Source organism: Streptomyces auratus, from assembly GCF_050433025.1.
In the GTDB taxonomy this organism is placed as follows: domain Bacteria; phylum Actinomycetota; class Actinomycetes; order Streptomycetales; family Streptomycetaceae; genus Streptomyces; species Streptomyces sioyaensis.
In genome coordinates this window covers 3,440,314-3,461,844 of sequence record NZ_JBNGCB010000001.1, presented here as the reverse complement: position 1 = coordinate 3,461,844, position 21,531 = coordinate 3,440,314, and the positions used below count along the sequence as shown (strand labels likewise).

19 protein-coding genes are annotated in these 21,531 nt (G+C 71.0%); 9 read left to right on the top strand and 10 right to left on the bottom strand.

The window, feature by feature from the left end; genetic code table 11:
* Positions 1 to 3: 3 nt before the first annotated feature.
* Complete coding sequence (locus BKA18_RS14830) at positions 4 to 369, bottom strand: hypothetical protein (protein WP_366048386.1); 366 nt, start codon at positions 367 to 369, stop codon at positions 4 to 6.
* 121 nt (positions 370 to 490) lie between these two features.
* Here BKA18_RS14830 and BKA18_RS14825 point away from each other — a divergent pair, with 121 nt between their 5' ends.
* Entirely contained in the window at positions 491 to 2,293 is a 1,803-nt protein-coding gene (locus BKA18_RS14825) for an ABC-F family ATP-binding cassette domain-containing protein (protein ID WP_366048388.1), read from the top strand.
* Positions 2,294 to 2,413: 120 nt separating this feature from the next.
* On the opposite strand, the gene BKA18_RS14820 is transcribed toward BKA18_RS14825, so the two are convergent.
* Together BKA18_RS14820 and BKA18_RS14815 are read right to left on the bottom strand one after the other, a co-directional pair.
* Positions 2,414 to 3,004 carry a hypothetical protein gene (locus BKA18_RS14820; protein ID WP_366048389.1) on the bottom strand — a complete coding sequence of 197 codons (591 nt, stop codon included), beginning with the start codon at positions 3,002 to 3,004 and terminating at the stop codon, positions 2,414 to 2,416.
* A gap of 345 nt (positions 3,005 to 3,349) precedes the next feature.
* Entirely contained in the window at positions 3,350 to 3,757 is a 408-nt protein-coding gene (locus BKA18_RS14815; protein ID WP_366048390.1) for a DUF6881 domain-containing protein, read from the bottom strand.
* Between the two features lie 399 nt (positions 3,758 to 4,156).
* Here BKA18_RS14815 and BKA18_RS14810 point away from each other — a divergent pair, with 399 nt between their 5' ends.
* Positions 4,157 to 4,879 carry a response regulator transcription factor gene (locus BKA18_RS14810; protein ID WP_006605122.1) on the top strand — a complete coding sequence of 241 codons (723 nt, stop codon included), beginning with the start codon at positions 4,157 to 4,159 and terminating at the stop codon, positions 4,877 to 4,879.
* Between the two features lie 12 nt (positions 4,880 to 4,891).
* On the opposite strand, the gene BKA18_RS14805 is transcribed toward BKA18_RS14810, so the two are convergent.
* Together BKA18_RS14805 and BKA18_RS14800 are read right to left on the bottom strand one after the other, a co-directional pair.
* Positions 4,892 to 5,200: a hypothetical protein gene (locus BKA18_RS14805; protein WP_235447891.1), complete on the bottom strand. Its 309-nt coding sequence runs from the start codon at positions 5,198 to 5,200 to the stop codon at positions 4,892 to 4,894.
* A 30-nt stretch (positions 5,201 to 5,230) separates the two neighbouring features.
* The gene (locus tag BKA18_RS14800) at positions 5,231 to 6,910 is read right to left on the bottom strand and encodes a sodium:solute symporter family protein (RefSeq protein WP_366048391.1); all 1,680 of its coding nucleotides are present in this window, start codon (positions 6,908 to 6,910) and stop codon (positions 5,231 to 5,233) included.
* 245 nt (positions 6,911 to 7,155) lie between these two features.
* Here BKA18_RS14800 and galT point away from each other — a divergent pair, with 245 nt between their 5' ends.
* The 4 genes from galT (at position 7,156) to BKA18_RS14780 (ending at position 11,467) form a co-directional block, all read left to right on the top strand.
* Positions 7,156 to 8,214 (top strand): galactose-1-phosphate uridylyltransferase, encoded by a 1,059-nt coding sequence (gene galT / locus BKA18_RS14795; protein ID WP_366048392.1) that lies wholly within the window; start codon positions 7,156 to 7,158, stop codon positions 8,212 to 8,214.
* Positions 8,211 to 9,185: a UDP-glucose 4-epimerase GalE gene (gene galE / locus BKA18_RS14790; protein ID WP_366048393.1), complete on the top strand. Its 975-nt coding sequence runs from the start codon at positions 8,211 to 8,213 to the stop codon at positions 9,183 to 9,185. Before galT ends, galE begins: the two co-directional genes overlap by 4 nt.
* A complete protein-coding gene (galK, locus tag BKA18_RS14785; protein WP_366048394.1) occupies positions 9,185 to 10,429 on the top strand; it encodes a galactokinase in 1,245 nt (414 codons plus the stop codon). Before galE ends, galK begins: the two co-directional genes overlap by 1 nt.
* Positions 10,430 to 10,699: 270 nt before the next feature.
* On the top strand, positions 10,700 to 11,467 hold the full coding sequence (locus tag BKA18_RS14780) for a response regulator transcription factor (protein ID WP_329150413.1): 768 nt from the start codon (positions 10,700 to 10,702) through the stop codon (positions 11,465 to 11,467).
* A gap of 100 nt (positions 11,468 to 11,567) precedes the next feature.
* Here BKA18_RS14780 and BKA18_RS14775 read toward each other — a convergent pair whose 3' ends face one another.
* From BKA18_RS14775 to BKA18_RS14765, 3 genes are all read right to left on the bottom strand, one after another.
* The gene (locus BKA18_RS14775; protein WP_366048395.1) at positions 11,568 to 13,610 is read right to left on the bottom strand and encodes a beta-galactosidase; all 2,043 of its coding nucleotides are present in this window, start codon (positions 13,608 to 13,610) and stop codon (positions 11,568 to 11,570) included.
* Between the two features lie 51 nt (positions 13,611 to 13,661).
* Positions 13,662 to 14,456, bottom strand: a complete 795-nt coding sequence (locus BKA18_RS14770; protein WP_366048396.1) for an SDR family NAD(P)-dependent oxidoreductase — start codon at positions 14,454 to 14,456, stop codon at positions 13,662 to 13,664.
* Between the two features lie 326 nt (positions 14,457 to 14,782).
* Positions 14,783 to 15,280, bottom strand: a complete 498-nt coding sequence (locus BKA18_RS14765) for a MarR family winged helix-turn-helix transcriptional regulator (protein WP_006605131.1) — start codon at positions 15,278 to 15,280, stop codon at positions 14,783 to 14,785.
* A gap of 164 nt (positions 15,281 to 15,444) precedes the next feature.
* On the opposite strand from BKA18_RS14765, the gene BKA18_RS14760 reads away from it, so the two are divergent.
* Both BKA18_RS14760 and BKA18_RS14755 read left to right on the top strand, forming a co-directional pair.
* Entirely contained in the window at positions 15,445 to 16,269 is an 825-nt protein-coding gene (locus BKA18_RS14760) for a trans-aconitate 2-methyltransferase (protein ID WP_093483613.1), read from the top strand.
* Positions 16,270 to 16,304: 35 nt separating this feature from the next.
* Complete coding sequence (locus BKA18_RS14755; RefSeq protein ID WP_366048397.1) at positions 16,305 to 16,673, top strand: VOC family protein; 369 nt, start codon at positions 16,305 to 16,307, stop codon at positions 16,671 to 16,673.
* A gap of 37 nt (positions 16,674 to 16,710) precedes the next feature.
* Here the strand turns inward: BKA18_RS14755 and BKA18_RS14750 are convergent, their stop codons facing one another.
* Together BKA18_RS14750 and BKA18_RS14745 are read right to left on the bottom strand one after the other, a co-directional pair.
* Positions 16,711 to 17,397: a TetR/AcrR family transcriptional regulator gene (locus BKA18_RS14750; protein ID WP_006605134.1), complete on the bottom strand. Its 687-nt coding sequence runs from the start codon at positions 17,395 to 17,397 to the stop codon at positions 16,711 to 16,713.
* Between the two features lie 22 nt (positions 17,398 to 17,419).
* Positions 17,420 to 18,424: an acyl-CoA desaturase gene (locus BKA18_RS14745; RefSeq protein ID WP_366048399.1), complete on the bottom strand. Its 1,005-nt coding sequence runs from the start codon at positions 18,422 to 18,424 to the stop codon at positions 17,420 to 17,422.
* 301 nt (positions 18,425 to 18,725) lie between these two features.
* Between BKA18_RS14745 and ppc the strand changes: the two genes are divergently transcribed.
* On the top strand, positions 18,726 to 21,491 hold the full coding sequence (gene ppc, locus BKA18_RS14740) for a phosphoenolpyruvate carboxylase (protein ID WP_366048400.1): 2,766 nt from the start codon (positions 18,726 to 18,728) through the stop codon (positions 21,489 to 21,491).
* The last annotated feature ends 40 nt before the right edge of the window (positions 21,492 to 21,531 follow it).

Here is a 21,531-nt window from a genome sequence, read left to right as displayed (position 1 = left end):
GCCTCAGGCGCCCGCGATGGCCAGCGACACCACCCAGGCCAAAGCCAGCAGACACGGGGCCGCCAGGAGGCAGCACCGGCCGGCGCTACCCCTGCTGCCCATGCCCACCACCGTCAGGAGGGCGGCCACGAAGGCGGCGGCGACCGGCAGGGCGCCGACGATCTGCTGCCCGTCCACGGAGCAGATCATGCGGGCCTCACCCTCGGAGCAGCTGTAGCTCGCCATCTCCAGGAGCGGCCCGAACAGACCGGTCACCCCGGCCAACACCAGCAGGAGCAGACCGATGCCGAAGCGGCCCGCGGCGGAGCCCGGCACAGGCGGTGCAGCGCCGCGCAGGGGAGGGGCGGCCGATGCCTGGTCGTTGATCATGCGGCCCACGCTAGGGGCGCCGGCCGCCCCTGCCCTCAGTACGGATACTCATCTCCCGACGGCCCTCCTCCCCACGCCGACTAGGCTGGGAAGGTCGATCGATCTGAAGTGCAGGAGCGGAATGGCCACGAACCTCGTCAATCTGGAAGCCGTCGGCAAGGTGTACGGAACCCGTGCCCTGCTCGATGGTGTCTCGCTCGGCGTCAACGAGGGGGACCGGATCGGCGTCGTCGGACGCAACGGGGACGGCAAGACCACCCTGATCCGGATCCTGGCCAAGCTGGAGGACGCGGACGACGGCCGGGTGACCCACTCCGGCGGCCTGCGCCTGGGCGTCCTCACCCAGCACGATTCGCTCGACCCGGCCGCCACCATCCGGCACGAGGTCATCGGCGATCTCGCCGACCACGAGTGGGCCGGCAACGCCAAGATCCGCGACGTCCTGACCGGCCTCTTCGGCGATCTGCACATGCCGGGCTTCACGCACGGCCTGGACACCGTCATCGGCCCGCTCTCCGGTGGTGAGCGCCGCCGCATCGCCCTCGCCAAGCTGCTGATCGCCGAGCAGGACCTGATCGTCCTCGACGAGCCCACCAACCACCTCGACGTCGAGGGCATCTCCTGGCTGGCCCGCCACCTCCGGGCCCGGCGCTCCGCCCTCGTGGTCGTCACCCACGACCGCTGGTTCCTCGACCAGGTCTGCACGCGGATGTGGGACGTCCAGCGCGGCGACGTCCACGAGTACGAGGGCGGCTACAGCGACTACGTCTTCGCCCGGGCCGAGCGCGAGCGGATCGCCGCCACCGAAGAGGTCAAGCGGCAGAACCTGATGCGCAAGGAGCTGGCGTGGCTGCGGCGCGGCGCCCCGGCCCGTACGAGCAAGCCGCGGTTCCGCATCGAGGCCGCCAACGAGCTGATCGCGGACGTCCCGCCGCCGCGCGACAGCGCCGAGCTGATGAAGTTCGCCAGCTCCCGCCTCGGCAAGACCGTCTTCGAGCTGAAGGACGTCAGCGTCCAGGCCGGGCCGAAGGTCCTCCTCAAGCACCTGACCTGGCAGCTGGGGCCCGGCGACCGGATCGGCCTGGTGGGCGTCAACGGTGCCGGCAAGACCTCACTGCTGCGGGCGCTGGGCGAGGCGGCCCGGACGCAGGGAGAGACCCAGCCGGTGGCCGGCCGGATCACCGTCGGCAAGACCGTCAAGCTGGCGTACCTCTCCCAGGAGGTCGGCGAGCTCGACCCGGCGCTGCGGGTGCTGGAGGCCGTCCAGCGGGTGCGCGAGCGGGTCGACCTGGGCAAGGGCCGGGAGATGACCGCCGGCCAGCTCTGCGAGAAGTTCGGCTTCACCAAGGAGAAGCAGTGGACGCCGGTCGGCGACCTCTCCGGCGGCGAGCGCCGCCGCCTCCAGATCCTGCGTCTCCTCATGGACGAGCCCAACGTCCTCTTCCTCGACGAGCCCACCAACGACCTCGACATCGAGACCCTGACCCAGCTGGAGGACCTCCTCGACGGCTGGCCCGGCTCCCTCATCGTCATCAGCCACGACCGCTACTTCATCGAGCGCACCACCGACCGCGTCCACGCCCTGCTGGGTGATGCCACGCTGCGGATGCTGCCGCGCGGCTTGGACGAGTACCTGGAGCGCCGCCAGCAGGTCATCGACGCCGCGACGCCGGCGCCTGCCCAGCAGACCACCGCCGCGCCCAAGAAGGCCGCCGCCGTCAACCGCGCCGCCCAGAAGGAACTCCAGAAGATCGAGCGCCAGTTGGACAAGATCGGCGACAAGGAGACCAAGCTGCACGCCCAGATCGCCGAGAACGCGACCGACTTCGAGAAGGTCGCCGGCCTCGACGCCCAACTCCGCGAACTGAGCACGGAGAAGGATGAGCTGGAGATGCGGTGGATGGAGTTGGCGGAGGACGTGTAGGGGCGGACGGCGTGCCCCATGGAGCGCCGCCGGTCACCGCGTGACACCGACTTCGTGATCACTGGTGACCGGAGGTACCGCACGGGGTGCCCGGCTGCCCGGCTGCCCGGGAACGGGAGCTCACCCCAGCGGTTTTCTGACCTCACCGCGAATCGTGTCGGCCTTGTCGGCGAATTCCTGAAGGTCGATGGACTGCGGGTCTTTTGCCAAGTGCGCCGCGTCGGTTTCGGCGACATTCCCGCTCGTACTGGAATCGGCCCAGACGCAGAACGGCAGCGTGACTTTCTGCCCCATCTCCGTCCGCACGTCCACACCGCAGGTGAGCGAATCTCCGCCCCCGCTGGGCGTGAACTCCTTCTCCGGCACGGCGACTTCTGTCTTACCGTCACTCGTCATGCCGTGGATGGTGTGGTCGACGGTCGTCCCGGGATCGTCGATGGTGCCGTAGAGCCCCAGCATCACCAGCGACTTGGTTCCGGACGAGTACTGTCCGCCCGCCGCCTTGATGTCGTGCTCATTGGCCCCTTCCTGCGGCACCGAACCGCCGGCCTGCTGGGATATGTCCTTCGCGAGCTTGTACTTGCCGCCTGCCAGCGTCTGCGGCACCGTGATCCGGTACCTCGGTCCGCCGGCGGACCCGCCGGACGAACCGCCTCCGCCCCTGAATGCCCCGGCCGACGCCAGCGTCCCGATCACCAGCACCCCGGCCACGGCACCGATGATGCCCCACACCTTCCCGGCTTTCCGCCTGGGCGGAACGGGCGGCGGCATCCCGGGCCCGCCGCCGTACCCGAAGGGAGGGGCTTGCTGCGGCATCCCGTAAGGCCCCGGGCCCGGCTGCCCGTACGGCACCGGCCCGCCGGGATACGGCTGCTGCCCGTACGGCGCCGGCCCACCGGGCGCGGCAGCCCCCGGATACCCGGCCGGCTGCCCGGGCTGCGGCATCCCTTGCGGCGCACCGTAACCCGGCGTCTGCCCGAAACCACCTGGGGGCTGTTGCGGTGTGGTCATTTACTTCTTTCTCTTCCGAGGCGCGGCCGAAAACCGGGTAGGGCTTCAGTGAGGTGATGACGAGGTGTCAGTGTCACTGGGAGCGGCCGTCATCTGTTGGAGCTGGGGGCTCTCGACTGTACCTAAAACACGGGTAGGTGACTGTCCTGAGGCTGACGCAAGGCGGTCTCCATAGGTGCCATGAGACGCGCAATTCCACATGGATTCAAAGTCGGCCTTCGAGATGACAAATGCCGAGAATTCTGACTGTGCGGCAATCGCTTCGATACGTCCGACGGGGATTTCGCTCAGTCCAATTTCCGCGGTCTCGTCAGCCCCGTCCGTGCGCAGAAGGCGCCCATCTCGGTACTCTTGGATCTTGCGTGTCTCATAGCCATCCTCGCCAAATTCGCTGAAGAGGGTGACAGGCTCTTCCCTGAAGTCGTGATGCCAGGTGACTTTCCAGTACTTCACAGTCAGTTCGTCGTTTCGTGGGTGTTGACCTGGTAAAAGATACGCGGCCGGTCGATCCATGGGGCGGCATTTCGAAGTCCCGCTCGGCGCAGGACGTGGCCGGTGTGCGGTCGAGTTGAGTCTGTTCGCGGCCGGTCCGGCGCAGAGCTGCGGTTCGTCTCTCCACTCTTCAACAGGGCAGCCTGGTGCCGTCCAAGACCCCATCGGTCGAGCCAAGTTGGGCCCAGGCGCCCCCGCACCAACGCCAACCAGCCCACATTGGCCGGGATTCCAGCATTCCGGGGGCTTCTCCCCGGTTGGGGGCGCAGTATCGCAGCCGAGCGTGTAGCTTCCCGGGGACACAGCGGCCCGGCCGGGGGGTCGCGCAGGGGCCCGCCGGTGGTGGGAGGGGGTTGCTCGATGGGCGTGCGGCTCATGGTGGTCGACGATCATCGTTTGCTCGCGGAGGCGCTCGCTTCGGCGTTGAAGCTGCGCGGGCACCGGGTTCTGGCGGCGGCCGCGCCGAGTGCGGGGGCCGCGGAGCTGGTGGTGAGCCGGGCGCCCGAGGTGTGTCTGCTGGGCACTGCCGCGCCCGCCCAGCCGGGCGCCTTCGACCCCGTCGTACGGATCAAGAAGGAGCGGCCGCAGGTCGCGGTGGTGGTGTTGGGGCCGGTCCCCAGCCCGCGCGGAATCGCCGCCGCTTTTGCGGCCGGGGCCTCGGGGTACGTCCGCAACGACGAGCGGATCGAGGGCGTGGAACGCGCCATGATGAAGGCGCGGGCGGGGGAGTCGGCGGTCTCGCCGCAGTTGTTGCAGCAGGCCTTCGAGGAGTTGTTGCATCCCGCGGCGCAGCCGGACGACGAGGGTGCGCGGCTGTTGGAGCTGCTCACTCCGCGCGAGGTCGAGGTGCTGATGCGGGTCGCGGACGGCGAGGACACCCGGCTGATCGCGGCGGGGATGGATATTGCGCCGAGTACGGCGCGTACGCATGTCCAGCGGGTGTTGATGAAGCTGGAGGTGGGTTCCCGGCTGGAGGCCGCCGCGCTGGCGGCGCGTACCGGGCTGCTGGACCGGGCGGCGGGCGGCCGGGCCGTACGCGCCACGGCGGCGGAACCGGGCGATCCGGTGCCGCCGCCGCAGTGACCGGCGCCGCGCTCAGCCCTCCGCGGGGCCGTCCTCGGCCGCGGCCCGCAGCTCGTCGGCGGTCGGCGGGACGGTCGGCCGCAGCTTCAGCCAGACCAGGAAGAACAGCCCGAGCGCGAGCATGCCCACGCCCGTCCACAGGTTGATGTTGATGTCCTGGGCCTTCCTGAGGTCCGCGTCCGAGGCGGTCAGGCCGGCGATGGTCACGATCACGCCGTAGACGACGAACAGGCCGCCGATGATGCGCCGTACGTCGAAGAGCCGCGCGGCGGTCGCCGATTCGCGCTCCAGCTCCTCGACCTCGTGCTGGTAGTCACTCATGGTGGGTCAACTCCGCTGGTTCAGGCTGGGTCAGAGGGAGAACGGGAGGTAGCAGACGGCGGCGAGGACGAGCGCGCCCCAGCCCAGCAGGGCCGGCTTGCGGTACCAGGCGTCGTCGCCCTCGGCCGGCGGCTCTTCCATGCCGGGCGACCGGGTGCCGTAGACCAGGCCGGCGAGGGAGGCGGCGGGTTTGGGCTTGGTGACCATGGTGACCACGACCATCACGAGCGCGCCGACGACGAAGGCGACGATCGAGGAGACGAAGTTGGCGCCCTGGTCGGAGGGGATCGAGATGATGCCCTGCTTGTAGAACCAGAAGTAGTTGACCATCGCGGCCACGGTCCCGGAGAGCAGCCCCCAGAAGCCGGCCGCGGCGCTGGTCCGCTTCCAGAACATGCCGATGATGAAGACGACGAACAGCGGCACGTTGAAGAAGGAGAAGAGCGTCTGGAGGTAGTTCATGATGTTGCTGAAGGACGAGGCGATGAAGGCGGTGCCCATGCCGATCAGCACGCCGACCGCGGTGACCACCCGCCCGGTCGCCAGGTAGTAGCGGTCCTCGCGGCCCTTCTTGAGGTACGCGGCCCAGATGTCGTTGGTGAAGACCGTGTTGAACGACGAGACGTTGGCGGCCATACCGGCCATGAACGCGGCGAGCAGGCCGGTGACGGCGATGCCGAGGACGCCGTTGGGGAGCAGGTCCCGCATCAGCACCGGGATGGCGTCGTTGTACTGGAGCCCACCCTTCGACGGATCGGTCTTGCCCAGCGTCGGCTCCATGACCAGCGCGATCAGGCCGGGGACGACCACCACCAGCGGGATGAAGATCTTGGGGAAGGCGGCGATCAGCGGGGTGCGCTGGGCGGCGGAGAGGTTCTTTGCGGACAGCGCGCGCTGGACCTCGGCGAAGTTGGTGGTCCAGTAGCCGAAGCTCATCACGAAGCCCAGACCGAGGACGATGGTCAGCCAGTTGGCGCCGAGCGGGTTGGTCTCGCCGATGCCGGTGCCCTTCCAGGCGGTCAGGAAGGCGTCACCGTGCGAGGAGGTCAGCGAGTGGGTCAGCCCGTCCCAGCCACCGACGCGCTTGAGGCCGACGACGGTCAGCGGGATCAGTGCGGCCAGGATGACGAAGAACTGCAGCACCTCGTTGTAGATCGCCGAGGAGAGGCCGCCGATGGTGATGTACACCAGGACGAACAGGCCGGCGATCACGATCGCGACCCACTGCGGCCAGCCGAGCAGCGCCTGCAGCACGATCGCCATGGCGTAGAGGTTGACGCCCGCGATCAGCACCGACGAGACGGCGAAGATCACCGACGACAGCAGGTGGGAGGACGGGCCGAAGCGGTGCAGCAGGAATTCCGGCACCGAGCGGACCTTGGAGCCGTAGTAGAACGGCATCATCACCAGGCCGAGGAAGACCATGGCCGGGATGGCGCCGATCCAGTACCAGTGGACGGTGTAGGCCCCGTACTGCGCGCCGTTGGCGGCCATCCCGAGGATCTCGGTGGCGCCGAGGTTGGCGGCGACGAAGGCGAGGCCGGTGACCCAGGCAGGCAGTGACCGCCCGGAGAGGAAGAAGTCCAGGCTCGTCTTCACACTGCGCCTGGCCGCGAATCCGATGCCGAGGACGACGGCGAAGTAGATGGCCAGGATGGTGTAGTCGAGCCCGTTGGTGGGGAGCCGTAGCCCTTCGGCCAGCGTGATCATAAGGGCACTCTTTTCGGGGGTCCGGGGGTTGTCCCCCAGGAGACAGAGCGGTGTGCGCGAGCTGAACGCACAAAAAGCTACGCTCGGTCCTTGAGAAACTGAACACTTCTGTTCGTTTGAGTTGTTGATTCGTGACCGGGGTAGACAGTTTGTCCCGGATGTCTGGCCACGAGCCCCACGTTGACGCTGCTGTTTAGTTGTGCTTCATTGTGTTTGTTTGTGTTTGGAGTGGGTGAGGAGCTCCCGTGAAGAAGACGACGACCCGGCTGGCGGACGGCCGGGAGCTCATCTACTACGACCTGCGCGACGACGCCGTACGCGATGAGCCCGACCCCCGCCCGCTCGACCCCGTCGCCACCGCCGCCGAGATCCGCGAGGACCGCCTGCTCGGCGACCGGGTCGCCATCGCCTCGCACCGGCAGGCCCGCACCTACCACCCGCCGGCCGACGAGTGCCCGCTGTGCCCCTCCCGCGAGGGGCGGCACTCCGAGATCCCCGCCGACGACTACGACGTCGCGGTCTTCGAGAACCGCTTCCCCTCATTCGCCGGGGACCGCGGCCGCTGCGAGGTGGTCTGCTTCACCTCCGACCACGACGCCTCCTTCGCCGACCTCACCGAGGAGCAGGCCGCCCTGGTCCTGGACGCCTGGACCGACCGCACCGCCGAACTGTCCCAACTCCCGGGCGTGGAACAGGTCTTCTGCTTCGAGAACCGCGGCGAGGAGATCGGCGTCACCCTCGGTCATCCGCACGGCCAGATCTACGCCTACCCCTTCGTCACCCCGCGCACCGCGCGCATGCTCGGCTCGCTCGCGGCGCACCGTACGGCCACCGGCGGGGGCAACCTCTTCGACGAGGTGGTCGACGGGGAGCTGGCCGACGGCCGCCGCATCGTCCTGGAGGGCGCGCACTGGGTGGCCTTCGTCCCGTACGCCGCCCACTGGCCGTACGAGGTGCACCTCTACCCGAAGCGCCGGGTCCCCGACCTGCTCGCCCTCGACGAGGCGGCGCGCACCGAATTCCCACAGGTTTACCTGGAAGTCTTGCGGCGGTTCGACCGGATCTTCGACGAAGGGGACGGGGGGCGCACCGCCCGTACGCCGTACATCGCGGCCTGGCACCAGGCTCCGCTGCGCGCCGAGCACCGCGGAGAATTTGCACTCCACCTCGAGCTTTTCACCATTCGCCGCACTTCCGGCAAGCTGAAGTTTCTCGCGGGTTCCGAATCCGGCATGAACGTGTTCATCAATGATGTGCCGCCGGAGGCCGCGGCCGAGCGACTGCGAGAGGTAGCGAGCAAGTGAGCAAGAAGTACCTGGTCACGGGCGGTGCCGGATATGTCGGCAGTGTGGTTGCGGCGCATTTGCTCCAGGCCGGCCACGAGGTCACCGTGCTGGACGACCTGTCCACCGGCCACCGCGACGGCATCCCCGCCGGAGCCCGCTTCCTTGAGGGCCGCATCCAGGACGCGGCGCAGTGGCTCGACCCGTCCTACGACGGGGTGCTGCACTTCGCCGCCTTCTCCCAGGTCGGCGAGTCGGTGGCCGACCCCGAGAAGTACTGGCGCAACAACGTCGGCGGCACCATGGACCTGCTCGCCGCCATGCGCGATGCCGGGGTCCGCACCCTCGTCTTCTCCTCCACCGCGGCCACCTACGGCGAGCCGACGTCCACCCCGATCACCGAGTCCGCCGAGACCGCGCCCACCAGCCCCTACGGTGCCAGCAAGCTCGCCGTCGACCACATGATCAGCGGCGAGGCCGCCGCGCACGGCCTGGCCGCCGTCTCGCTGCGCTACTTCAACGTCGCCGGCGCCTACGGCACCTGCGGCGAGCGCCACGACCCCGAGTCGCACCTCATCCCGCTCGTCCTCCAGGTCGCCCAGGGCAAGCGCGAGGCGATCTCCGTCTACGGCGAGGACTACCCCACGCCCGACGGCACCTGCGTACGCGACTACATCCACGTCGCCGACCTCGCCGAGGCCCACCTCCTCGCCCTCGACGCGGCGAGCGCCGGAGAACATCTGATCTGCAACCTCGGCAACGGCAACGGCTTCTCCGTCCGCGAGGTCATCGAGACCGTCCGCAAGGTCACCGGCCACCCCGTCCCCGAGATCGCCGCCCCGCGCCGCGCCGGCGACCCCGCCGTACTGGTCGCCTCCGCGCAGACCGCCATCGACCGCCTCGGCTGGCGGCCCAGCCGCGCCGACCTCGCCGGCATCGTCGCCGACGCCTGGCAGTTCGCGCAGTACCTCGACCGGACGAAGGAGTCCTGATGGCCGCGCACGGAGCCGTCACCCCGGCCACCGGGCACGCGCACCGCGCCCGGCACACGGCGGAGCGGTTCGCCGCCGTGTACGGCGCCGCGCCCACGGGCCTGTGGGCGGCGCCCGGCCGGGTCAACCTGATCGGTGAACACACCGATTACAACGACGGTTTCGTGATGCCACTGGCCCTCCCGCACACCACGATCGCCGCCGCCTCGGCCCGCACCGACGGGGTCCTGCGGCTGCACTCCGGCGGCGCCGACGGCGGCATCGTCGAACTGCGCACCGATGAGCTGCGGCCGGCGCCGGGACCGGCATCCGAGGCGCTGGAGCGAAGCCGGGGCGGAGCGCAGCGCAGCGGGGGCTGGGCCGCGTATCCGGCCGGTGTCGTCTGGGCGATGCAGGAGGCCGGCCTGCCCCTCGGCGGTGCGGATCTGCACTTCGAGAGCACGGTGCCCACCGGAGCCGGACTCTCCTCCTCCGCCGCCCTGGAGGTCGCCACCGCGCTCGCCCTCAACGATCTTTATGCGCTCGGTCAGGAGCCGCAGCGGCTGGCGCAGCTCGCCCAGCGGGCCGAGAACGCCTTCGTCGGGGTGCCCTGCGGGATCATGGACCAGACCGCCGCGGCCTGCTGCACCGCGGGCCACGCCCTGTTCCTGGACACCCGCGATCTCACCCGGCGGCAGATCCCGTTCGACCTGGCGGGGGAGGGGCTGCGGCTCCTCGTCGTGGACACCCGGGTGCAGCACGAGCTGGGCGACGGCGCATATGCCGAGCGGCGCGCCGGATGTGAGCGTGGCGCGCGGGCGCTCGGAGTGCGGGCCCTGCGTGAGGTGCCGTACGCGCATCTGCCCGAGGCCCTCGCCGAGTTGGCCGGCGATCCCGTCGTCCAGGCCCTCGTCCGGCACATCGTCACCGAGAACCACCGCGTCGAAGAGGTCGTCGCCCACCTCGACGCGGGCCGCCCCCGAGCCATCGGCCCGCTGCTGACGGCCGGTCACGCCTCGCTCCGCGACGACTTCAAGATCTCCTGTCGCGAACTCGATCTCGCCGTCGACACCGCGCTGGCGGCGGGCGCCCTCGGGGCCCGGATGACCGGCGGCGGCTTCGGCGGCTCGGCGATCGTGCTGGTCGAGGAGGCGGACGCCACGGCCGTCGGTGCGGCCGTCACCGAGGCGTTCGCGGCGGCCGGCCATGCCCGGCCGCGGATCTTCGAGGCCGTTCCCGGCGCGGGGGCGCACCGCATCGAGTAGGGCGTGCCGGGCGGCGCGCGGCCGCCCGACGGCTGCCGAACGGCCCGTCGGGGCAAGCAGTTTCGTCAATCACCTTCCCTCGCCGCACCCCGTCCGTACGCTGAGATCCTGCACCGGTGGGGGCCGGTGTCGATCAGGGGGCGAGACCGTTCGGGTACGACGCCCGGGGTGGGGTGGCGAAGCCGGCGCGGCGGCGGCCGTGCGGCTGAGGCGATCTTCAATCCGGGCGTCGTGCCCGCTATGGTCCGTTCACCGGGACAGGGGGTCTCTGTGCAACGCATCCGGGTTCTGGTGGTCGACGACCACCGCATCTTCGCCGAATCCCTGGCGGCCGCGCTCGCCGCGGAGCAGGACGTGGACGTCGCGGCCGCGGGCAGCGCTCCCGCGGCGCTGCGCAATCTGGACCGCGCGGCCACCGACGGCCGCCGCTTCGACGTGCTGCTCGCCGACGCCGACCTCACCGCGCCGCTGCTGGCGGTGCCGCCGCAGTCGCCGGCGCCGCTGCGCGAGAGCGTGCCGCGCGCCTGCCCGCGGGACGGCATCGCGCTGGTCTCCGGCCTGCGCACCAGCCATCCGTATCTGCGCACCGTCGTCCTCGCCGACCGCGACGACCCGCGCCGCGCGGCCGCCGCCCTGCAGGCCGGGGCCTCCGGCTGGGTCGCCAAGGACTGTTCGCTCTCCCGGCTGCTCGCCGTGATCCGCGGCGTGCTGCGTGATGAAACGCATCTGCCGCCCGCGCTGCTGACCGGTGTGCTGCGGGAGTTGACGGCCGCGCGCAAGCACCGCTCGGAGAGCGAGCGGCTGGTGGAGTCGCTGACCCCGCGCGAACGCGAGGTGCTGCGCTGCATGGTGGCGGGCCTGGGCCGCAAGGCGGTCGCCGAGCGGCTGTTCCTCTCCCCGCACACGGTCCGCACCCATATGCAGAACGTGCTCGGCAAGCTCGGGGTGCACTCCACCCTCGCCGCGGTGGCTCTGGCCCGCCGGGCCGGCGTCGGCCCGGTCGAGCTGGAGGCGGCGGCTTCGGTGCCGGTGCCGTAGGGGGTGGGCGAACACATCCCGTAGGGGACACGATCGCCCCCTGCGGGGCCCAACGTGGCGGGCCGGGGGCGGTATTCCTGGCACCGGGTGGTGTTCCCCGTCAGACGTCCGTCAGCACGGCCACGCCCCGGGCCGCCAGGACGACCCGGTTCACGGTCCTGTCCGCCGTCCTGTCCGCCGCCCCGGCCGCCAGGGCGTCCCGCATCGGCTCGGGCAGCGCCACCTCGACGGCCGCCGCCCCGTGGTTGAGCAGGAAGAGGTACCGCCCGTCGGCACCCTCGCGCACAGTGGCCTGCACACCGGCCGGCAGCCCCGACAGTACGGGCCGCACCCCCGCAGCCTCCCGTACGTCGTCCAGCAGGGCCCGCATCAGCGCCGCTTCGAGCCGGGTGCCGACGTACCAGGCCGTGCCCCGCCCGTAGGCGTGCCGGGTCACCGCGGGCCGCCCGGCGAGGTCGCCCTCCGTGAAGCGGGCCAGCGCCTCGGCCCCTTCGAGATCGATGGCCTCCGACCACAGGTCCGCCCGCCCCGTGTAGGTTCCCCCAAGCTCTCCACTCCGGTCGAGTAGGGAGGTACCCTCACCGCCGATCGCCACCGACCGCCCCGCGTCCAGCGGCCAGAACTCCTCCACCCGCAGCCCCAGCAACTCCCGCAGCGGCGCCGGATAGCCCCCGGGGTGCACCCGGTCGTGTTCGTCGACGATCCCGGAGAAGAAGGACACCAGCAGCTGCCCGCCGGCGTGGACATAAGCGGCCAGCCGCCGGGCGTCGGACGCGGTGAGCAGATACAGGTTGGGCGCCACAACCAGCCGGTAGCCGGACAGTTCGCGCTGCGGCGGCACCACATCGCAGGCCACGCCCGCCTCGAAGAGCGGCCGGTAGTGGTCCAGCGCGATCCGGGAGTGGTCCAGCGCGGTCGACGGTTTGGAGTCCAGCTCCAGCGCCCACCAGCTGGGCCAGTCCGACAGCAGCGCCACCGCTGCCCGCGACCGGGTCCCCTCGATGTCCGGCAGTGTCGCCAACTCCCTTCCCAGCTGGGCCACTTCACGGAAGATCCGGGTGTCGGTGCCGCCGTGCGGCAGCATCGCCGAGTGGAACTTCTCCGCGCCGCCCAGCGACTGCCGCCACTGGAAATACAGCACCGCATCCGCGCCCTGGGCGACCGCCTGCCAGCTCCACAGCCGCATCGCGCCGGGCGGCTTGGGGCCGTTGCGGGGACGCCAGTTGACGGCGCCCGGCGCCTGTTCCAGCAGCATCCAGGGCTGCCCGCCGCGGGCCGAGCGCATCAGGTCGAAGACGTAGCCCGCCCGGATGTGGTCGTCGGGCACATACGGGTCCTGGTAGAAGTCCAGCGCCATCGCGTCCATGTGCGGGGCCCAGGCGAACGCGTCGACGGGCTTGTGCTGCGGCATCAGGTTGGTGGTGACCGGCACCTCGGGCGTGACGCGCTCCAGTACGGCCTTCTCGGCCAGATAGCAGGCGCGGAGGGCCTCGTCGCCGAAGCGCAGATAGTCCAGCTGCTGTGCGGGGTTGGGGAAGGTGGGGGCGGTGCGGGGCGGCAGCACCTCGTCGAAGTCGCCGTACGCCTGCGACCAGAAGGCCGTCGACCAGGCGGCGTTCAGCGCCTCGATGCCGCCGTAGCGGGCGCGCAGCCAGCGTCGGAAGTCCTCGGCCGACACTTCGCAGTAGCACTGGCGGGTGTGGCACCCGTATTCGTTGCCGACGTGCCACATGGCGAGCGCCGGATGGCCGGCGTAGCGGGCGGCGAGCTGTTCGACGAGGCGTACGGCGTGGGCGCGGTAGACGGGGCTGGAGGGGCAGTAGTGCTGCCGGCCGCCGGGCCAGCGGCGCCGGCCGTCGGCGTCCTCGGGCAGCATCCCGGGGTGCGCGCGGGAGAGCCAGGGCGGCGGTGAGGCAGTCATGGTCGCCAGGCAGACGGCGATCCCGGCGCCCGCCAGCCCGTCCATGACGCGGTCGAACCAGCCGAAGTCCCATTCCCCGGGCCGGGGTTCGGCCTTCGCCCAGGAGAAGATCCCGGCGGTGACCATGGTGACATGGGCCGCCTTCATCAGCTTCAGATCCTCGGCCCACACCTCCTCGGGCCACTGCTCGGGGTTGTAGTCGCCGCCGAATCGGATGCCCATCGGACCTCCTGCGTCGAAGCTCGGGCGGGGCGCGCGGCCCCGCCGCCCGGTTCAAGAAGAGTTCTTGTACACGCTCCAGCCGCCGTCGACGACGAGGCTCGCGCCGGTGACGAAGGACGCCTCGGGGGAGAGCAGAAAGGCGATGGCGGCGGCGACCTCCTCCGGCCGCCCCAGCCGCCTAGCCGCCGTCTGCGCGGCGCTGGCCTGCCGTTCCTCCTCGCCGATACCGTCCCAGGCCGCCGTCAGCACGGGGCCCGGCAGCACGCAGTTGACCCGCATCGCGGGCCCGTACTCGACGGCCAGCTGGCGCCCGAGCCCGGTCAGCCCGGCCTTGGCCGCGGCATACGCGGGCCGCCCCGGCAGCCCGACCAGCGCATGCACGGACGAGGTCAGCACCACCGCGCCGCCGCGCGCCCGCAGATCCTCCAGGGCGGCGCGCACCCCGAGGAACGAGCCGGTGAGATTGACCGCGAGCTGCCGGTCCCATTCCGGGAGCGGGGTGTCGCCGGCGGCCGCCACATTCCGCAGAAAGGCGTTGCTGACCAGCCCGTCCACCGGGCCGTAGCGCCGCCGGGCCGCCTCGACGGCCCGCCGCCAGTCGTCCTCGACCGCCACATCGCAGTGCTCGTACGAGGCATGACCGCCGGCCGCCCGGATGCGGCGGGCGGTGTGCTCGCCGCGTGCGTCGTCGATGTCCAGCAGCAGGACGCCGGCGCCCTCGGCCGCCAGCCGGTCGGCGGTGGCCGCCCCGATCCCGGCGGCGGCGCCGGTCACCAGGACCGTACGGCCCTCGAACCGCCTGCCGTACGGGCCGTTCGACGGATGCGGTGCGCGCTGCTGGCTCATGGCGCGATCCAAGCCCACCGGCCGAGCGGCGGGCAAGGGGACGCGGCGCAAGGGGGCGTGCGCAGAACTAGGGGGCGCACGTGAACCTCTGACGCACCATCAGTTACGCGAATGCCCTCCCGTCGTGCGCCGGTGTCGAGCCGCCTCCGCGGGCGCCCGCCGGTCGGCTCCGCGGCCCCGCCGGCAGCGCCCGCGCGCCTGGCCGGGAGTCGCCGTCGCTCGCCCGTACACGAAAGAAATCGGCCACGGAGGGAGAGGAAAAGTCGGCCGCTCGGCCCGGAATGCGCCCGATATCGCCGGGGAATACAGCCGAACGGACCGGCCGGCTAGCCGGGAATGTTGTCGAACGGACCGGTCAACCGCCGCAGCAGCCCGGCCAGTTCGCCGCGCTGCTCGCGGGAGAGCTCGGCGAGGATGGCGCGCTCCTGGATCAGCAGTCCGGCCAGTGACCGGTCGGCCTTGTCTCGGCCCGCCGCGGTCAGTCTGACCAGCACTCCGCGCCGGTCACTGGGGTCGGGCAGCCGCTCGACGAGGTCCTTTTTGGCCAGCCGGTCGATGCGGTTGGTCATCGTCCCCGAGGTGACCAGGGTCTGCGTCAACAGCGCCCCGGGGGAGAGCTGATAGGGCGCACCGGCGCGCCGCAGCGCGGTGAGTACGTCGAATTCCCAGGGCTCCAGGCCGACCTCGGCGAAGGCGATCCGGCGGGCCCGGTCGAGATGCCTGGCCAGCCTGGAGACGCGGCTGAGGACCTCAAGCGGCTCCACGTCGAGGTCCGGGCGCTCGCGGCGCCATGCTGCGACCAGTCGGTCGACCTCGTCCTCCATGACGATCAGTGTAGAGGGTCTGTCGACATGAAGTCTCTTGACGTCGAGATATATTTCGCTGGACTATGGGCATCGTCGGCGGGGACCCGGTTTCCGGCCGAGACGGCCCGAACCAGACCGTGCCAGATTGTGCCTGCCCTGCACCAGCGAAGGGGTTTCGAACCATGCACGACGCACCAACCTGGGATCCACAGCAATATCTCCGCCACTCCGGGCACCGGACCCGCCCCTTCCTGGACCTCCTCGCCCGGATATCGGACCTGCCCCGGCCCGAGCGCCCCGCCCGCATCGCCGACCTCGGCTGCGGCCCGGGCAACGTCACCACCCTGCTCGCCGCCCGCTGGCCGGACGCGCACATCACCGGATACGACAACTCCCCGGAGATGCTCAAGGAGGCCGAGGCCCACGCCGGCCCCACCCCGGGCGGCGGCCACCTCGACTTCGCCCCCGCCGACGCCACCGACTGGGCACCCGAGGAGACCTACGACCTGATCGTCTCCAACGCGGCACTGCAGTGGGTCCCCAACCACCCCGATTCCTTTGCCCGCTGGATCGACGCGCTCACCCCCGGCGGCACCTTCGCCTTCCAGGTCCCCGGCAATTTCACCTCGCCCAGCCACGCCCTCCTCGGCGAGCTGTGCGACTCCCCGCAGTGGCGCGAGCGGCTCACCACCCACGGCCGTCGCTTCGTGCACATCCTCGAACCGGCCGACTACCTGGAACGCCTCGCCGACCTCGGCTGCGCCACCGACGTGTGGGAGACCACCTACGTCCAGCTCCTGGAGGGCGAGGACCCGATCCTCGACTGGGTCAAGGGCACCGCGCTGCGCCCCGTGCTGACCGCGCTGGAGAACGATCCGGACACCCGCGAGGCCTTCCTCGCCGAATACCGCGACGCCCTGCGCAAGGCCTACCCCACCGGCGCCCACGGCACCGTCTTCCCCTTCCGCCGCATCTTCGCGGTGGCCCGCAAACCGGCTGACGGCTGACGCCCGCCGCCCCTTCTCTCCCCCGAGGTGACGCCGTGATCACCGGCCTCGACCACATCCAGCTCGCCGCACCACCCGGCATCGAAGACGCCCTGCGGGCCTATTACGCGGACCTCCTCGGCATGACAGAGGTCCCCAAGCCGGCGGCGCTCGCGGCACGCGGCGGGTGGTGGTTCGAGGCCGGTACGGCCCGGCTGCACCTGGGCATCGAGCCGGATTTCCGCCCCTCTCGCAAGGCCCACCCCGGCATCCGCGTCCAGGGCATCGACGCCTTCGCCGCCCGCCTGACCGCCGCCGGGGCCGCCGTCACCTGGGACGACGCCCTCCCGGGCCACCGCCGTTTCTACTCCGTCGACCCGGCCGGCAACCGGCTGGAGTTCCTGGAGCCGACGCACCACGGCTGAGCAGGCCTGACCCGCAGGCCGGGCCCGTCCGCGGTCCTCAGTTCTTGCGATGCCCTATCAGCCGTGGCCGGGCCTCCAGATTGCCCAGGCCGTGCCAGGCCAGATTCACCAGATGGGCCGCCACCTCGGCCTTCTTCGGCTTGCGGGTGTCCACCCACCACTGGCCGGTCAGGGCGACCATGCCGACGAGGGCCTGGGCGTACAGCGGCGCCAGCTTCGGGTCGAAGCCGCGGGCCTTGAATTCCAGGCCCAGGATGTCCTCGACCTGGGTGGCGATATCGCTGATCAGGGAGGCGAAGGTGCCCGTCGACTGGGCCACGGGGGAATCGCGGACCAGGATGCGGAAACCGTCGGTGAAGGTCTCGATGTAGTCGAGCAGCGCGAAGGCCGCCTGCTCCAGGAGTTCGCGGGGGTGGCCGGCGGTCAGTGCACCGGTCACCATGTCCAGCAGCTGCCGCATCTCGCGGTCCACGACCACCGCGTACAGGCCCTCCTTGCCGCCGAAGTGCTCGTAGACGACCGGCTTGGAGACCCCGGCCTTCGCCGCGATCTCCTCCACCGATGTGCCCTCGTAGCCCCGCTCGGCGAAGAGCGTGCGACCGATGTCCAGCAGCTGCTCCCGGCGCTCCGCCCCGGTCATCCGGACCCTGCGGGCCCGTCGGGTCGCCGGAGCCGGGGAGGGCTTGCCCTTGCTGTTGCTCGCGCTGCTGTTGTCGATCGCCACCCGTCAATCATGCCTTCCCTGGTTACCGCTGGGAGGTACCCCCGGCGGTAGCCGCCGCGCGCCGGGCCGCGAGCCGGGCGGTGTCCGGCCAGCGGACGTCGTACGCCCAGCCCGCCTTCTCGAACCAGCGGATGAGCCGGGCGCTGGAATCGACCTGCCCCTTCAGCACGCCGTGCCGGGCGCAGGTCGGGTCCGCGTGGTGCAGGTTGTGCCAGGACTCACCGCAGGACAGGACGGCCAGCCACCAGACGTTGCCCGAGCGGTCGCGGGACTTGAAGGGGCGCTTGCCGACCGCGTGGCAGATGGAGTTGATCGACCACGTGACGTGATGCAGCAGCGCGACCCGGACCAGGGAACCCCAGAAGAACGCGGTCAGCGCGCCCTGCCAGGACCAGGTGGCCAGGCCCCCCACCAGCGGCGGGATCAGCAGCGACACCGCTGTCCACAGGACGAACTGGCGGGAGACCATCCGGATCGAATCGTCCTTGACCAGGTCCGGCGCGTACTTCTGCTGCGAGGTCTGCTCCTCGTCGAACATCCAGCCGATGTGCGCCCACCACAGCCCCTTCATCAGGGCGGGCACCGTCTCGCCGAAGCGCCACGGGGAGTGCGGGTCGCCCTCGGCGTCGGAGAACTTGTGGTGCTTGCGGTGGTCGGCCACCCAGCGCACCAGCGGCCCCTCCACGGCCAGCGACCCCATGATCGCGAGCGCGATCCGCAGCGGGCGCTTCGCCTTGAACGCACCATGGGTGAAGTAGCGGTGGTAGCCGATCGTGATGCCGTGGCAGCCGATGTAGTACATCGCTGTCATCAGCGCCAGGTCCAGCCAGCTCACCCCCCAGCCCCAGGCCAGCGGCACCGCGGCGAGCAGCGCCACGAACGGGACGGTGATGAAGAGCAGCAGGGCGATCTGTTCGAGCGATCTGCGCTGCTCGCCGCCCAGCGTCGCGGACGGCGCACCGGCACCGGCGACGGACGGATCGGCAGGAATCGGGGGATCTTCTACGGCTTCAGGACCAGCGGTCATGGTGTCCCTCGTCGGGGGCTCGGGGGCACGGCTACGGCTACGGAACCGTAACCTACGGTTTCGTAAGTATGGCAGTGACACCGTCACGGGCAAGGCCGTGACAGGCGCCACACCTGCCGGTGCCGCGGCAGATGCCCACTAAGCGGACGGTGTGATTCCTGGAAGCTGGGCAGACCTATCCTGGGGACGTCGGACAGCGCGGTCCGCACACGCCCGCATCAGACCAGCCCATTCGTCGCCCGCCACCCCTCATGCCAGAGCCGCGGCGCGACGTCCCTGATCGCTGCAAGGAGCCGCACCTGTGAGCAGTGCCGACCACACTCCGGCCGAGACCGCGACCGCTGAGAGCCTGGACGCCGGCCCGAGCGACAACATCGCCCTGCGTGCCGACATCCGCCGTCTCGGCGACCTCCTCGGCGAGACCCTTGTCCGCCAGGAAGGGCAGGACCTGCTCGACCTCGTCGAGCGGGTACGCGCCCTGACCCGCGAGGACGGCGAAGCGGCAGCCCGGCTCCTGGGCGACACCGACCTGGCCACCGCCGCCAAGCTGGTGCGCGCCTTCTCCACGTACTTCCACCTCGCGAACGTCACCGAGCAGGTCCACCGCGGCCGCGAGCTCGCCGCCCGGCGCGCCGCCGAGGGCAGCATCCTGGCCCGCACCGCCGACATGCTGAAGGACGCCGACCCCGGGCACCTGAAGGACACCGCCCGCAACCTCGGCGTACGCCCCGTCTTCACGGCGCACCCCACCGAGGCCGCTCGCCGCTCCGTCCTGACCAAGCTCCGCAAGGTCGCCGAGCTGCTGGAGATCGCCGACGGCAGCGAGCGCCGCCGCGCCGACCTCCGCCTGGCCGAGAACATCGACCTCATCTGGCAGACCGACGAGCTGCGCGTCGCCCGGCCCGAGCCCACCGACGAGGCCCGTAACGCCATCTACTACCTCGACGAGCTGGGCCGCGGCGCCGTCGGCGACGTCCTCGAAGACCTCGCCGCCGAGCTGGAGCGGGCCGGCGCCGAGCTGCCCGCCGACACCCGCCCGCTCACCTTCGGCACCTGGATCGGCGGCGACCGCGACGGCAACCCCAACGTCACCCCGCAGGTCACCTGGGACGTCCTGCTCCTCCAGCACGAGCACGGCATCACCGACGCGCTGGAGCACGTCGACGAGCTGCGCGGCGCGCTGTCTAACTCCATCCGCAACTGCGGAGCCACCGACGAGCTGCTGGAGTCCCTCCAGCGCGACCTCGATCTGCTGCCCGAGATCAGCCCCCGTTACAAGCGGCTGAACAGCGAAGAGCCCTACCGCCTCAAGGCCACCTGCATCCGGCAGAAGCTCGTCAACACGCGCGAGCGGCTGGCCGGCGACACCCCGCACGTCCCCGGCCGCGACTACCTCGGCACCCCGGAGCTCCTCGACGATCTCGCCCTGATCCAGACCTCGCTGCGCGCACACCGCGGCGGTCTGGTCGCCGACGGCCGCCTGGAGCGCACCCTGCGCACCATCGCCGCCTTCGGTCTGCAGCTCGCCACCATGGACGTCCGCGAGCACGCCGACGCCCACCACCACGCCCTCGGCCAGCTCTTCGACCGTCTCGGCGAGGAGTCCTGGCGCTATGTGGACATGCCGCGCGACTACCGCCGCAAGCTCCTCGCCAAGGAACTGCGCTCGCGCCGCCCGCTGGCTCCCACCCCCGCCCCGCTCGACGAGGCCGGCGCCAAGACCCTCGGGGTCTTCCGCACCATCCTGCGGGCCAAGGAGACCTTCGGCCCCGAGGTCATCGAGTCCTACATCATCTCGATGTGCCAGGGCTCCGACGACGTCTTCGCCGCCACCGTCCTCGCCCGTGAGGCCGGTCTGATCGACCTGCACGCCGGCTGGGCCAAGATCGGCATCGTGCCGCTGCTGGAGACCACCGACGAGCTGAAGATCGCCGACCAGCTGCTCGACGAGATGCTCGCCGACCCCTCCTACCGGCGCCTGGTCGCCCTGCGCGGCGACGTGCAGGAGGTCATGCTCGGCTACTCCGACTCCTCCAAGTTCGGCGGCATCACCACCTCCCAGTGGGAGATCCACCGCGCCCAGCGCCTGCTGCGCGACGTCGCCCACCGGCACGGCGTCCGGCTGCGCCTCTTCCACGGCCGCGGCGGCACCGTCGGCCGCGGCGGCGGCCCCTCCCACGACGCGATCCTCGCCCAGCCCTACGGCACCCTCGAAGGCGAGATCAAGGTCACCGAGCAGGGCGAGGTCATCTCCGACAAGTACCTGGTGCCGTCGCTGGCCCGGGAAAACCTGGAGCTGACGGTCGCGGCCACCCTCCAGGCCTCCGCCCTGCACACCGCCCCCCGGCAGTCCGACGAGGCGCTGGCGCGCTGGGACGCGGCCATGGAGACGGTCTCCGAGGCCGCGCACGGCTCCTACCGCCGGCTGGTCGAGGACCCGGACCTGCCCGCGTACTTCTTCGCCTCCACCCCCGTCGACCAGCTCGCCGAGCTCCACCTCGGCTCGCGCCCGTCCCGCCGCCCCGACTCCGGCGCCGGTCTCGACGGACTGCGCGCCATCCCGTGGGTCTTCGGCTGGACCCAGTCCCGCCAGATCGTCCCGGGCTGGTACGGCGTCGGCACCGGCCTCAAGGCCGCCCGTGAGGCCGGACTCGACAGCGTGCTGGACGAGATGCACGAGCACTGGCACTTCTTCCGCAACTTCCTGGCCAACGTCGCCATGACGCTGGCCAAGACGGATCTGCGGATCGCCCAGCACTACGTCGACACCCTCGTCCCCGACGAGCTCAAGCACGTCTTCGAGCACATCAAGGCCGAGCACGAGCTCACCGTCGCCGAGGTCCTGCGCGTCACCGGCGAGAAGCAGCTGCTCGACTCCAACGAGGTCCTTCAGCAGACCTTCCACATCCGCGACGCCTACCTGGACCCGATCTCCTACCTCCAGGTCTCGCTGCTGCACCGCCAGCGGACCGCCGCCGAGCGCGGCGAGGAGCCGGACCCGGTCCTCGCCCGTGCGCTGCTGCTCACCGTCAACGGTGTCGCGGCCGGTCTGCGCAACACCGGCTGACCCGGCCGGCCCGGTACACGACGGCGGCCCGTCCTCTCAC

What these genes read in the sequence shown, in the direction of transcription:
- BKA18_RS14830 (WP_366048386.1), bottom strand. Translation starts at nt 369, where the DNA reads ATGATCAACGACCAGGCATCGGCCGCCCCTCCCCTGCGCGGCGCTGCA.
- BKA18_RS14825 (WP_366048388.1), top strand. Translation starts at nt 491, where the DNA reads ATGGCCACGAACCTCGTCAATCTGGAAGCCGTCGGCAAGGTGTACGGA.
- BKA18_RS14810 (WP_006605122.1), top strand. Translation starts at nt 4,157, where the DNA reads ATGGGCGTGCGGCTCATGGTGGTCGACGATCATCGTTTGCTCGCGGAG.
- BKA18_RS14805 (WP_235447891.1), bottom strand. Translation starts at nt 5,200, where the DNA reads ATGAGTGACTACCAGCACGAGGTCGAGGAGCTGGAGCGCGAATCGGCG.
- BKA18_RS14800 (WP_366048391.1), bottom strand. Translation starts at nt 6,910, where the DNA reads ATGATCACGCTGGCCGAAGGGCTACGGCTCCCCACCAACGGGCTCGAC.
- galK (WP_366048394.1), top strand. Translation starts at nt 9,185, where the DNA reads ATGGCCGCGCACGGAGCCGTCACCCCGGCCACCGGGCACGCGCACCGC.
- BKA18_RS14775 (WP_366048395.1), bottom strand. Translation starts at nt 13,610, where the DNA reads ATGGGCATCCGATTCGGCGGCGACTACAACCCCGAGCAGTGGCCCGAG.
- BKA18_RS14770 (WP_366048396.1), bottom strand. Translation starts at nt 14,456, where the DNA reads ATGAGCCAGCAGCGCGCACCGCATCCGTCGAACGGCCCGTACGGCAGG.
- BKA18_RS14765 (WP_006605131.1), bottom strand. Translation starts at nt 15,280, where the DNA reads ATGGAGGACGAGGTCGACCGACTGGTCGCAGCATGGCGCCGCGAGCGC.
- BKA18_RS14760 (WP_093483613.1), top strand. Translation starts at nt 15,445, where the DNA reads ATGCACGACGCACCAACCTGGGATCCACAGCAATATCTCCGCCACTCC.
- BKA18_RS14745 (WP_366048399.1), bottom strand. Translation starts at nt 18,424, where the DNA reads ATGACCGCTGGTCCTGAAGCCGTAGAAGATCCCCCGATTCCTGCCGAT.